The organism is Actinomadura sp. WMMA1423 (assembly GCF_006547145.1).
In the GTDB taxonomy this organism is placed as follows: Bacteria; Actinomycetota; Actinomycetes; order Streptosporangiales; family Streptosporangiaceae; genus Spirillospora.
Genome location: NZ_CP041244.1, coordinates 5514888 through 5527184, shown reverse-complemented (window position 1 = coordinate 5527184; position 12297 = coordinate 5514888). Strand labels below are relative to the sequence as shown.

Sequence of the window (12297 nt, the reverse complement as noted above, 5' to 3'; positions counted from 1 at the left end):
GGCGGGGGTCAGCCGGGCGGCTCGGCGCCGTCGCTGGCCGTGGGGTGCTCCACCAGGGCCAGCACGCGGCTCGCCATGAAACGGGCCGTACGGACGGGGGTGCCCGTACGGGTGACCTCGCTGACCTCCACGACGCCCCGCCGCGTCGCGATCTCCACGCGGCGGCCCGCCCGGCTCGCCGCGACCTCGTACGTCCGCGTCCCCTCGCCGCCGGCGTCGATCACGATCTCGACCCTGTCGCCCTTCATCCGCGCGAACCTCCGGTAGTCGAACGTATATTCGACTTATACCCGGAGCAAACGGGCGGCAACCCTACCGAATGGTGCGAAACCCCTGGTCAGGCCAGAAGATTGACGATCGCGACGAGGCCCACGACGACGATGACGGCGCGCAGCACCACCGGCGGGATGCGGCGGCCGACCGAGGCGCCGATCAGGCCCCCGCAGGTCGACCCGGCGGCGATGAGCAGGACGACCCACCAGTCGACCTCGGCGCGGCCGAACAGCCACATGAGCGTGAACAGGATCGCGGCGGTCCCGTTCACGACGGCCGTCAGCACGATCTTGTCCGCGTTCAGTCGCTGGAGGTCGTCGTCCAGCATGATGCCGAGGAGGGCGATGAGGAGGATGCCCTGCGCGGCGCCGAAGTAGCCGCCGTAGACGCCCGTGAGGAGCACGCCGACCCACAGCGCCGGCCCCCCGTGCGAACGGTGCTCTCCCTCCCGGCGGCGCAGCATCCACTTCTGCAGGCGAGGCTGCACGACCACGAGGACCAGCGCGATGATGATCAGTGCGACGACGATGACGTCGAACGCCTCGGGGGGCAGGCCGAGCAGGAGCAGGGCGCCGATCACCGCTCCGGCGAAGGAGGCGGTGGCGAGCCGCGTCAGCAGGCCGCGCTGCCCCTTCAGTTCGCGGCGGTAGCCGTAGGCGCCCGTCACGCCGCCCGGGACGAGGCCGATGTTGTTGGAGATGTTCGCGACCACGGGCGGGTAGCCGAGCGCCACGAGCGTCGGGAAGGTGATCAGGGAGCCGGACCCGACGACGGTGTTGATGCCCCCGGCAGCCACGCCGGCCGCGAAGACGGCGACCGCGTCCAGCAGATCCACGTCCGCCCCATCCCTGTGCTACGAGTTCCCGACGGCGCACACATCGTAGGGAATCCGCCGCGGAACCCCGTCGATCGGGGGTCGGTATGGGGTGTCGTGCCCTGGTTCAGCGTGCCGAGCGGGCGTACCAGCGGCCGTTCTGGCGGTCGACGGCGAGCGGCAGCCCGAAGGTCTCCGACAGGTGCTCGGGGGTGAAGACCTCGTCCACCTTGCCCTGGGCGACGACCTTCCCGGCGCGCAGCAGCAGCGCGTGGGTGAAGCCCTCCGGGACCTCCTCCACATGGTGGGTGACCATCGCCATGGCTGGCGCGGCCGGGTCGTCGGCGAGGGCCGCCAGGCGGGCGACGAGGTCCTCGCGGCCGCCGAGGTCGAGGCCGGCGGCGGGCTCGTCCAGCAGCAGCAGCTCGGGGTCGGGCATCAGGGCCCGGGCGATCTGGACCCGCTTGCGCTCGCCCTCCGACAGGGTGCTGAACGTGCGGCGGATCAGGTCGGCGCAGCCGAGGGCGTCCAGCAGCGCGACCGCCCGGTCGAGGTCGGTCGAGTCGTACTCCTCCCGCCAGCGGCCGAGGATCGCGTACGAGGCGGTCAGCACCAGGTCGATGACCGTCTCACCGGCCGGGACCTTCTCGGCCAGCGAGGAGCTGGCGAGGCCGATGCGGGGACGGAGCTCGAACACGTCGGTGCGGCCTAGCTCCTCCTCCAGGATCTCGACGCCGCCCTCGGTGGGATGCAGCATGGCGGCGGCTATCTGCAGCAACGTCGTCTTGCCCGCGCCGTTCGGACCGACGATGACCCACCGGTCGCCCTCGTTCACCGTCCACGTGACGTCCTGCAGAAGGGCGGCCGCGCCGCGCCTGACCCCGACTCCCCGGAGCTGAAGTACCTCGCCTGCCATCGCGCGCCTTCGTCCCCAATCCGGTGGTCCGTGCTCCCGCTTGCAGGAAAGAACCTATGCGATTCGGGGCGTCCGTGGCCCCCCGGGACCGCACCCGGAGGCCACCTCCGGAACCCGCCCGCGACGCGAGAGGTCCCTTACGTCCGGTGGCACCGGCGATCGGAGCGCTTATCGTGGATCGCATGCCCATTACGGAACGCACGAGACCGAGAATGAGCACGGACGTATGAGCAGGGCCGTCGCGATCGCCCTCGTCGCCTGGGGCAACGCCTGGCTGACGGGGCACGTCGGCCTGGACGAGGCCGTCGACGAGATCGAGAAGAGCGCGGGCCCGCAGATCGTCGGCGGCGAGCCCGCCGAGGTGACGCTGCGCCGCGGCCTCGGCGACCTGCGCGTCGGCGGGCTGGCGGCGCTGCGGCTGGCGCTGCCGGAGCCGGGCGACCCGCTGGGGCTGACCGGGCCGCCGTCCTTCAACCGGGCGGCGATCGAGGCGGGCGCCGCCGTCGTCGCCGTGCTCGACGGGCGGGCGATGGGGCTCGTCCCCGCGGAGGACCGGCGCGGCTCGTCCTACGTCGGCGTCCGCTGGACGACCCACGACGCGTCGGCGGCGCCGCCCGACGTCCCGTCCCTGGCCGAGGCCGACCACCGCCTCACCCTCGCCATGCGGGACGCCACCGAGGCGCTGCTGGCCGTCGACGACTTCGCGGGCGTGCCCCCCGAGATCGCGGACGCGCTGGTCGACCTGCGCGACCCCGACCGCGGCGACCACCCGCTGGCCCCCGGCTACCCGCCCCGCGCCCACCGCGTCGCCGCCCTCGCCGGCCGCCTCTCCTTCGTCGTGGACCTCGCCCGGCAGATGGACGACCGCGGCCTGAGCGCCGACCAGATGCAGCGCCGCGGCGAGGCCCTCCGCCTCCTGGACGGCGCGGTACGCCGCGCCCTGGTGGCGGCCTGCAACAGCGCGTTCGACCCGGTCCCCGGAGCGGAGCGCTAGCGCAGCGCAGGGGACCGGGCCGAACCGCCCCTCCCGGGGGGGCCGTGGGGGGGTCGCCCCCCCACAAAGAAAACGCCCCGGTCCCCGGAGCGGAGCGCTAGCGCAGCGCAGGGGACCGGGCCGAACCGCCCCTCCCGGGGGGGCCGTGGGGGGTCGCCCCCCACAAAGAAAACGCCCCGGTCCCTGGTCCGGGGCGTTAGCGGGGTGCTTGTAGCGCGAAGCGGGGCGTCCCGGGTGGGGCGCCCCGCTCTCGTGGTTCGTGGGTCAGGCGCGGACCACGATGGTGTTGCAGATCTTGTCGGCGAAGGTCTGCTTGCGCTCGTCCCACAGCGGCCAGAGGAAGCCGAGGTAGCACACGGCGCTGTCGGCGAAGTGCGCGAGCTTGCGCACGAACGCCATGCCGAAGCCGATCGGCTGACCGGTCTGCGCGCTGACGAGGCGGATGCCCATCTGCCGCTTGCCGATGGACTGGCCGGTGGTGCCCTCCTGGTAGCAGATCCACAGGCCGCCCGCGATGGAGATGGCCAGGCCGATCAGCATGAGCAGGAGGCCGAACAGCGCCGCGCCGCTGCTGCCGGAGCTGCTGAGGATGATCATCAGGATGTACAGCACGAACACCGGACCGGCGAAGATCAGGTAGTCGATGACGTAGCCGCCCGCGCGCGAACCCCACTCGGCGAGCTGGCCGGTCGAGCCGTAGTGGTGGTGGTGCACCTCGTAGCCCGGCTGGGAGGGCTGGGAGGGCGCGCCGTAGCCGTGCTGGGCAGGGGACTGCTGACCGTAGCCGGGCTGCGCCGGAGGCTGGCCGTAACCGGGCTGACCGCCGGGCTGGCCGTAACCGGGCTGGGCCGGCGGCTGCTGGCCGTAGCCGGGCTGACCGCCGGGCTGACCGTAACCGGGCTGGGCCGGGGGCTGCTGGCCGTACCCGGGCTGTTGCTGCCCGTAGCCCGGCTGCTGACCGTACGGGTCGTAGGGGTTACCCACACTTGCTCCTTATAAATTGACCCTGTGGATATGTGACGCCCGCCGGACCCGGTGGGCTCCGCAAGTCTGACCGAGGACCGACCGAGGCTCAAACCCGCAGAACACCGAACCGGACGAGCTGCCACAGCTCCGACCCGACGAGGGCGGTGCCGAGCATCCAGGCACGGGTCTTCGGCTGGAGTGCCCACCACCGTTCACCCAGTCCCAGCGGTGCGGCGGCGACGGCGATGGCGCCGGTGAGCGCGACCGGGTTCGCGAGGACGGCCTGGCCGGGACGGCCCGAGCCGAACTCGATGAACACGGTCGTGCCCCCGCACAGGGGACACGGGATTCCGGTGAGCGCCCGCAGGGGACAGAGCACGCCGGGGTCGTTCACGCGATGGATCCATGACGCGCCGATGGCCGCTACGGCCATCGCCGCGACGCGCAGCACCGTACCCAGGGGTCTGTGCCGCGCTGCGGTGAGGGTCCGGCTGACGATCCCCCCGAGCACACCTTGCGGTGCACCGGCGGGCGCCGCCCCGGGCGCTCCCCCCAACGAATCCTCCGCCTCGATGACATACAGGTGAGTGACCCGTATATCGGGTGCACCCTATGGTGGGTCAAGTCCTGGCAACGATCCGCTGCGTGACCGTTACTCATCGCTAGGCGACACCACCTCTGGGGCAAGAGTAGGACAAATCGCCAGCTATATGGGCACTCTTTCGCGTTACGAGCATGAATGAATCGTCCGGTTCCGGCACTCGGACGACGCGACGTGCCCGCGATCCGGAGGGGCCCGGCCGGGCGAGGAAGAGCCGGGCGCGTGCTCGTGGCACTGCGAGACGGGGGATGCGCGCCCGCGCCGGACGGGACGCGCGGCGCCCGGACCGTGGGCGTGCGGGACGTGCGGCGGGCCGATCGGTCCACGTCCCGGCCCGGGAGCGGGGCCGGGGCCGGGGTCAGGCCTGGGCGGCGGCGCCGACGATGACGGGGCCCTCGGAGCCGGAGAGGTGCTCGGCCTCGACGACGTCGGCGATGACGGCGGTGATGTTGTCGGGGCCGCCGTTGTCGCGGGCCTGCTCGATCAGCCGGTCGACGGCGCGCTGCGGGTCGGCCTCGGCGGACAGCACCTCGTAGATCTTCTGGGCGTCGACCGGGCCGCTCAGGCCGTCGGAGCACAGGAGGTAGCGGTCGCCGAGGCGGGCCTCGCGCAGGCGCAGGTCGGGCTCGCGGTCCTCGCGGCCGTCCAGCACCCGGTACAGCACGTGCGAGAGCCGGGAGGTCTCGGCGGGGTCGGCCTGCTGGCCGGCCTGTTCGGCCTCCGCCTTGAGCAACTCGTCCATCGTGTGGTCCTGCGTCATCTGGAAGAGCTCGCCGTCGCGCAGCAGGTAGCCGCGCGAGTCTCCGACGTGCGCCAGCGCGACGGAGTCGCCGGACCAGAGCATGGCGGTGAGCGTGGTGCCCATCCGGCTCAGGTCGGGGCGTTCCTCCCGGACGATGCGCAACTTCTCGTTGGCCTCGGCCACGGCGCGGCCCAGCATATCGACAAGATCGTCCTTATGGGCATCGGTGTCGAGCGAGCGCAGGGAGCCGATGACGGTCGAGCTCGCGACCTCGCCGCCCGCATACCCGCCCATACCGTCCGCGACCGCGATCAACCGCACACCGGCGTACCCGGAGTCCTCGTTGTTCTCCCGGTTGCAGCCGATGTCGCTGCCTGCTGCGTACCTGATTGCTACGTTCATACCAATTTCGATGACGATCCTGTCAGAGGAGTTGTATCAGCCGCGGGCAGTGGTCTTCCCGGTTTCCCCGGCAGCACTCGTGTTTCCTACACCATGCCGGACCGCGTACAGCGCCGCCTGCGTCCGATCCTGGACTCCCAGTTTCATGAGCAGATTACTGACGTGCGTCTTGACCGTCTTCTCGGACACCACGAGGGCGCGGGCGATCTCGCGGTTCGACCTGCCCCGCGCTATGTGCACGAGCACCTCCCGTTCCCGTTCGGTCAGCGCGGCGAGGCCGCGGTCGTCCCCTCCCGCGCCGCCCGCCGTCCCGTCCCGCAGCATCGCCTCGGCCGCGTCGGGCGCGAACAGGACGTGCCCGTCGTGGACCGCCCGGATCGCCTGGACGAGCGCCTGCGGGTCGACGTCCTTGTACAGGTACCCGGCCGCCCCGGCCTGGACCGCCGGCAGCACGTGCCCGCGTTCCGTCACGCTGGTCAGGACGAGGACTCGTGCCGAGACCCCTCGAGCCCGCAACTCCGCCAGCGCGGTCAGGCCGTCGGCGCCCGGCATCTTGAGGTCCATGAGCACGATATCGGGCTCCAGGGATTCGGCCAGTGTCACGGCCGATGTGCCGTCCTCGGCCTCCCCCACGACCTCGATGTCGTCCTGGATGCCGAGGAAGGTGCGCAGCCCCTGCCGGACGACGGGGTGGTCGTCGGCGATCAGGACCCTGATCGTGCCCCGCGCGGCGCTCACAGCGGCACCTCCAGCCGCACGGTCGTTCCCTCGCCGGGCGCGGCCTCGATCGCGAGGTCGCCGCCGATCGAGTACGCCCTCTCGCGCATGGAGGTGAGCCCCAGCCCGCCCTGCTGCTCCCCCTCGGACGCGTCGAAACCAGCGCCGTCGTCGAAGACTTCTAGGACGGCCCGTTCGTCCTCCGTGCGAAGACGTACCTGCACAGTGTTGGCCCTGGCGTGGCGTAGCGCGTTGTAGAGCGCCTCCTGGGTGATGCGGAAGGCGACGGCCTCGTGCTCCTCCGGCAGGACGACGGCCTCGTCCGCGCGGAGGCGGACCGTGGCCTCGTGCGCGCGGTCGAGTACCTCGACGTGCTTGCGCAGCGACGCCACCAGACCGTCCGCCAGATCGGCGGGACGCAGCTCGAAGATGACGGCGCGCAGCTCGGCGAGGGCCTCGGCGGCGAGCCGCTCCACCTGCTGGAGCTCCCGGACGGTCCGGACCGGGTCGCGCTCGGCGAGCGCGGACGCGGTGCGGGCCGTCAGCCGCAGCGAGAACAGCTTCTGCGCGACGGCGTCGTGCAGCTCGCGGGCGAGCCGGTTGCGTTCGGCGACCACCGTCAGCTCGCGGTTGTGCTCGTAGAGGCGGGCGTTCGCCATGGCGATGGCGGCGTGCGCGGCGAACAGGGTGAGCAGGTCTTCGTCGTCCTGGGTGAAGCCGCCGGGACTGCGCTTGTTGGCCAGGAAGATGATGCCGAGGACGTCCTCGCCGTCGCGGATCGGCACGCCGAGGAAGTCCTTCAGGACGGGGTGCGCGACCGGCCAGCCCTCGAACTCGGCCTCCTTGCGGATGTCGCCGAGGCGCTTCGGCGCGTCGGCCTTCAGCATCGCGGCGAGCATGCCGTGCTGGCGGGGCAGCGGGCCGATCCGCTCCCACTCCTCCTCCGAGACGCCCTCGACGACGAACTCGGCGAACGAGCCCTCGTCGTCGGGCACGCCGAGGGCCGCGTAGCGGGCGTCCAGCAGCTGCGCGGCCGCCCTGACGATGACCTGGAGGACCTCGTGCACGGACAGGTGCCGGGTCACCGCGAGCACGGCGGAGCTGACGGCGTGCAGGGTCGCGCCCTGGTCGCCGCGGCAGCCCTCGTCCGTCACCATCCCGGCCTCTCGTTCTCCCCTCGTCGAGCGCCCTGCGGCCCTCGCATGTGAAGACCGTACTCTCTAGGCGGGTCTTCTCGAATCAACCGGCGGGAGTACGTGCCGCCGCGGCCCTCCCATCCCCGGGGGAGGCCGGTCCTAGGACCATCTGACGACCGCTCCGGGGACCCGTCGGCCGATGCCTCCGGACGCGCCGCCTCCTAGCGTCGAGGGCATGAAGACGGCACTGATCACCGGAGCCTCCCGGGGCCTCGGCCGGGCGCTCGCCCGCACCCTCGCCGGGGACGGCTGGAACCTCGTCATCGACGCCCGCGACCCCGACGACCTGCGGGCGGTCGCCCGCGAGACCGGCGCGACGGCGATCCCCGGGGACGTCGCCGATCCCGCGCACCGGGCGGCCCTCGCCCGCGCGGTCGAAAGCGGGCTCGACCTGCTGGTCAACAACGCGAGCACGCTCGGCCCGACGCCGATGCCCCGGCTCGCGTCCCTTCCCGCGGACGCCCTGGCCGCCACCTTCGCGACGAACGTCCTGGCGCCGCTGGCGCTGATCCAGGCCGTCCTGCCCGTCCTGCGGGAGCGGCGCGGCGCGATCCTGAACATCACTTCGGACGCGGCCGTGGAGGGCTACGAGACGTGGGGCGGCTACGGGTCGTCCAAGGCCGCGCTGGAGCAGCTGTCGAACGTCCTGGCGGCCGAGGAGCCCGACGTGGCCGTCTGGTGGGCGGACCCGGGCGAGATGAACACCGGCATGCTGCGCGCGGCGGGCGAGGACGCGGACGCGGCCCCGCCTCCCGAGGAGGCCGCCGCCGCGCTGCACCGGCTCGTCTCGGACCGCCTCCCCAGCGGCCGGTACCGCGCGGCGGACCTGGCAGCCGCGCGATGACGGCCGGCGTCGACCAGGAGCCGGCGAAGACGGCACGGGGCGTGCTGGGCGCGGGGTTCCGGGGCCCGACGCTCGGGATCGTCCTGGTCGTGACGCTGCTGGCGTTCGAGAGCATGGCCGTCGGGACCGTCATGCCCGTGATCGCGGACGATCTGAACGGCCTGTCCCTGTACGCATGGGGCTTCAGCGCGACCCTGATCACCACCCTGCTGTCCACGGTCCTCGCGGGCGGCTGGGTCGACCGGTCGGGGCCGGCCCGGCCGTTCCTGACCGGGCTCGGCGCGTTCGTGGCCGGGCTGGTGCTCGCGGGCGCGGCGCCGTCCATGTGGCTGTTCGTCGCCGGGCGCGCCGTGCAGGGCCTCGGCACGGGCGTCTCGCTCGTCGCCATGTACGTGGTGATCGCCCGCGTCTACCCGGAGGAGCTGCGGTCCCGGGTGTTCGCCGCGCTGTCGGCGGCCTGGGTGCTGCCGTCGCTGATCGGCCCGGCGGTCGGCGGCGTCGTCGCCGAGCACGCCGGCTGGCGGTGGGTGTTCCTCGGACTGGTTCCGCTGGTGATCCCGTCGACGCTGCTGCTGGTCCCCGCGCTGCGCGGCATCGCGCCGGCCGACGCCGCCCCGGCACCGGGCCGGTCGCGCTACCCGGCCGCCCTGTGCGTCGCCACCGGCACGGGTGTCCTCCTCTACGGCCTCGGCGGCTCGGGCTGGACGATGCTCCCGGTGGCCCTCGCCGGCCTCGCGGGCCTGGCGTTCGGGCTGCCCCGGCTGCTGCCCGCAGGGACGCTGCGGCTCCGCCGCGGGCTGCCGAGCGTCATCCTCGTGCGGGGCCTGCTGTCGGGAGCGTTCTTCGGCACCGACGTCTTCATCCCGCTGGCGCTGACGCGGCTGCACGACTTCAGCGCCACGCAGGCGGGGATCGTCCTCACGGTGGGCGGCCTCGGCTGGTCGGCGGCGTCCCAGATCCAGGGCCGGTCCGAACGGCCCCGCGAGTCCTACGCCCTGATCGGCGCCGTGCTCGTGACCGCCGGGATCGTCCTCGCCACCGTCGCCCTGCAGTTCTCCGGCTGGCTCGCCGCCCCCGCCTGGGTCGTCGGAGGCGCGGGCATGGGCTTCTCGATCGGCAGCCTCTCCGTCCTGCTGCTCGACCTGTCGGCCGAGGGCGAGCAGGGCGTCAACTCGTCCGCGCTGCAGATCAGCGACACCCTCGGCTCGTCCCTCGTGGTCGGGGTCGCGGGCGCGCTGGTCACCGGCTTCGGCGCCGCCCGGCTGGACACCGGGCTCGCCGTCGCGGGGGCGCTGTTCGCCGCGATCGCCGCGTTCGGCGTGATCGCCGCTCTCCGCCTGGAGGTCAGGCCATGACCGTCGACTTCACCCTCCCCGCCGCGCTGGAGGCACACGAGCCGCCCGAGGCGCGCGGCCGGACCCGCGACGGCGTCCGGCTCCTGGTCTCCCGCCGCGCCACCGGCGAGGTCTCCCACCACGGGTTCCGCGACCTGCCCGCGCTGCTCGACCCGGGCGACCTCCTCGTCGTCAACACCTCGGCCACCCTGCCCGCCGCCGTCCGGCTCGACCGGATCAGCGTGCACTTCTCCACCCCGGTGCCCGGCGCGGACGACCGGCTGTGGCTCGTCGAGCTGCGCCGCCTCACCGGCAAGGCCAGCCGCCCGTACTCGGGAGGCTGCCCTGGCGAGTGGATCCCGATGCCCGGCGGCGCCACGCTCACCCTTGTCGGACGGCACGAGCACGCCACCCGGGGCGAGTCCGACCGGCTCTGGCAGGCCCGGCTGAGCACCGACGTCGTCCCCTACCTGCGGCGCCACGGTGTGCCGATCCGGTACGGGTACGTCCGCCGCGACTGGCCCGCCGCCGCCTACCAGACCGCCTTCGCCCACGACCGCTCCGCCGGCGGCGCGGAGATGCCGAGCGCCGCCCGCCCGTTCACGCCCGAACTCGTGACGCGGCTGGTGTCGCGCGGCGTCCTGATCGCCCCGATCACCCTCCACACGGGCGTCGCGTCGCCCGAGGCCCACGAGCCGCCCTATGCCGAGCGCTACACCGTCCCCGAGGCGACGGCGGCGCTGGTCGGGCACGTCCGGGAGCGGGGCAGCCGGGTGATCGCCGTCGGCACCACCGCCGTGCGCGCCCTGGAGACGGCCGTGGACGCCGCGGGACGCGTCCAGGCGGCCTCCGGCTGGACCGAGCACGTCGTGACCCCGGAGGGCGGTGTCCAAGCCGTGGACGGCCTCCTCACGGGTCTGCACGAGCCCAAGTCGTCCCACCTGATGATGCTGACCGCCATCGCGGGCCGCGACCTGCTCAACGCCACCTACGAGGCCGCGCTCGCCGAACGCTATCTGTGGCACGAGTTCGGCGACCTGAACCTGATCGTCCCCGGATAGCGTCTCGCATGCCGGACCGCGCGGGCGGTGCGCCCGGCGCTGCCGGTACCGTTGTTACCAGCTATGGACGGGTCAGCAGAGCGCACGCTGCTCATCACACTCACCGGCCGCGACCGCCCCGGCGTCACGTCGCGCCTCTTCCGCACACTCTCGCAGTTCCCGCTGACGGTGGCGGACGTGGAGCAGGTCGTGATCCGCGGCCGCCTCGTCCTCGGCGTCCTGCTGGCCTACTCCGAGGGCGCCGACATCGGACGGGTGTGGAACGCCGCCGAACGCGTCGCGAACGACCTCGACATGGAGATCGAGCTGTCCACGGGCCGCAACAAGCGGATGCCGAAGCGCAGCGGGCGACTGCACGTCACCGTCCTCGGCAACCCGCTCATGCCCGCGGCCATGGCGGGCATCGCCGGACGCATCTCCGCGCACGGTGCCAACATCGACCGCATCGAGCGCCTCGCCCAGAACCCCGTCACCTGCATCGAGATGGACGTCTCCGGCGCCGACCCCGACGCGCTGCGCGCCGCGCTCACCGCCGAGGCCGTCGAGCAGCGGGTCGACGTCGCCGTCCAGCACAGCGGCCTGCACCGCCGCGCCAAGCGGCTCATCGTCATGGACGTCGACTCCACCCTCATCCAGGGCGAGGTCATCGAGCTGCTCGCCGAGCACGCCGGCTGCCTCGACGAGGTCGCCAAGGTCACCGAGGCCGCCATGCGCGGCGAGCTAGACTTCGAGGGCTCCCTGCGTGAGCGGGTCGCGCTCCTCGCCGGGCTGGACGCCTCCGCCATCGACGCCGTCCGCGACCGGCTCCGCCTCGCCGCGGGCGCCCGCACCATGGTCCGCACCCTCAAGCGCCTCGACTACAAGTTCGCGATCGTCAGCGGCGGCTTCACCCAGGTCACCGACGCCCTCGTCGAGGACCTCGGCATCGACTACTCCGCCGCCAACACCCTGGAGATCCAGAACGGCAAGCTGACCGGCCGCGTCACCGGCCAGGTCATCGACCGCGCCGGCAAGGCCGCCGCCCTGGAGCGCTTCGCCCGCGAGGCCCGCATCCCGATCAGCCAGACCGTGGCGATCGGCGACGGCGCCAACGACCTGGACATGCTCCAGGCCGCCGGCCTGGGCATCGCCTACAACGCCAAACCGGTGGTCCGCGAGGCCGCCGACACGGCCGTGAACGTCCCCTACCTGGACACGATCGTCTTCCTCCTGGGCATCTCCAGAGAAGAAGTAGAAGCCGCAGACGCTCTTGATCCCCAGGGGAGCGACCCCCTGGAACCCCCGTCACGAGCCGGGCGATCCTCACGCCACGGCTGAGCTGCGTCGTGCCCGTTCGGGTCGGCGACGTGGCGCTGCGGTCGCCCGGCTCGGCGGGCATGCGCGTTGCGCTCGTTGCGCTCGCTCCACGCGCCTGCCCGCGCTGTGTCTGCCCAGGGG

The 12297-nt window shown here is 72.9% G+C and carries 13 protein-coding genes; 5 read left to right on the top strand and 8 right to left on the bottom strand.

Annotation, left to right across the window (positions count from 1 at the left end; all coding sequences use genetic code 11):
• Positions 1–8: 8 nt before the first annotated feature.
• The 3 genes from FKD65_RS25680 to FKD65_RS25670 form a co-directional block, all read right to left on the bottom strand.
• Positions 9–248 (bottom strand): hypothetical protein, encoded by a 240-nt coding sequence (locus FKD65_RS25680; protein ID WP_141579907.1) that lies wholly within the window; start codon positions 246–248, stop codon positions 9–11.
• An 89-nt stretch (positions 249–337) separates the two neighbouring features.
• Positions 338–1108 (bottom strand): sulfite exporter TauE/SafE family protein, encoded by a 771-nt coding sequence (locus tag FKD65_RS25675; protein ID WP_141579906.1) that lies wholly within the window; start codon positions 1106–1108, stop codon positions 338–340.
• Positions 1109–1214: 106 nt separating this feature from the next.
• Complete coding sequence (locus FKD65_RS25670; protein ID WP_141579905.1) at positions 1215–2003, bottom strand: ABC transporter ATP-binding protein; 789 nt, start codon at positions 2001–2003, stop codon at positions 1215–1217.
• Between the two features lie 226 nt (positions 2004–2229).
• Here FKD65_RS25670 and FKD65_RS25665 point away from each other — a divergent pair, with 226 nt between their 5' ends.
• Complete coding sequence (locus FKD65_RS25665; RefSeq protein WP_141579904.1) at positions 2230–2997, top strand: hypothetical protein; 768 nt, start codon at positions 2230–2232, stop codon at positions 2995–2997.
• Between the two features lie 264 nt (positions 2998–3261).
• On the opposite strand, the gene FKD65_RS25660 is transcribed toward FKD65_RS25665, so the two are convergent.
• From FKD65_RS25660 to FKD65_RS25640, 5 genes are all read right to left on the bottom strand, one after another.
• Positions 3262–3981 (bottom strand): RDD family protein, encoded by a 720-nt coding sequence (locus FKD65_RS25660; RefSeq protein ID WP_141579903.1) that lies wholly within the window; start codon positions 3979–3981, stop codon positions 3262–3264.
• 88 nt (positions 3982–4069) lie between these two features.
• Complete coding sequence (locus FKD65_RS25655) at positions 4070–4357, bottom strand: DUF2752 domain-containing protein (RefSeq protein WP_240809596.1); 288 nt, start codon at positions 4355–4357, stop codon at positions 4070–4072.
• Positions 4358–4922: 565 nt separating this feature from the next.
• Positions 4923–5708 (bottom strand): PP2C family serine/threonine-protein phosphatase, encoded by a 786-nt coding sequence (locus FKD65_RS25650; RefSeq protein ID WP_141579902.1) that lies wholly within the window; start codon positions 5706–5708, stop codon positions 4923–4925.
• 36 nt (positions 5709–5744) lie between these two features.
• Positions 5745–6446: a response regulator transcription factor gene (locus tag FKD65_RS25645; protein ID WP_141579901.1), complete on the bottom strand. Its 702-nt coding sequence runs from the start codon at positions 6444–6446 to the stop codon at positions 5745–5747.
• Positions 6443–7582, bottom strand: coding sequence for a GAF domain-containing sensor histidine kinase (locus FKD65_RS25640; RefSeq protein ID WP_141579900.1), 1140 nt, complete (start codon positions 7580–7582; stop codon positions 6443–6445). The genes FKD65_RS25645 and FKD65_RS25640 overlap by 4 nt, the downstream gene beginning before the upstream one ends.
• Positions 7583–7796: 214 nt before the next feature.
• On the opposite strand from FKD65_RS25640, the gene FKD65_RS25635 reads away from it, so the two are divergent.
• The 4 genes from FKD65_RS25635 to serB all read left to right on the top strand — a co-directional run bounded on the left by FKD65_RS25635 (position 7797) and on the right by serB (position 12177).
• A complete protein-coding gene (locus tag FKD65_RS25635) occupies positions 7797–8465 on the top strand; it encodes an SDR family oxidoreductase (RefSeq protein ID WP_141579899.1) in 669 nt (222 codons plus the stop codon).
• Positions 8462–9820, top strand: coding sequence for an MFS transporter (locus tag FKD65_RS25630; RefSeq protein ID WP_141579898.1), 1359 nt, complete (start codon positions 8462–8464; stop codon positions 9818–9820). Before FKD65_RS25635 ends, FKD65_RS25630 begins: the two co-directional genes overlap by 4 nt.
• The gene (locus FKD65_RS25625; protein WP_141579897.1) at positions 9817–10860 is read left to right on the top strand and encodes an S-adenosylmethionine:tRNA ribosyltransferase-isomerase; all 1044 of its coding nucleotides are present in this window, start codon (positions 9817–9819) and stop codon (positions 10858–10860) included. Before FKD65_RS25630 ends, FKD65_RS25625 begins: the two co-directional genes overlap by 4 nt.
• Before the next feature lie 63 nt (positions 10861–10923).
• On the top strand, positions 10924–12177 hold the full coding sequence (gene serB / locus FKD65_RS25620; RefSeq protein ID WP_141579896.1) for a phosphoserine phosphatase SerB: 1254 nt from the start codon (positions 10924–10926) through the stop codon (positions 12175–12177).
• Positions 12178–12297 lie beyond the last annotated feature (120 nt).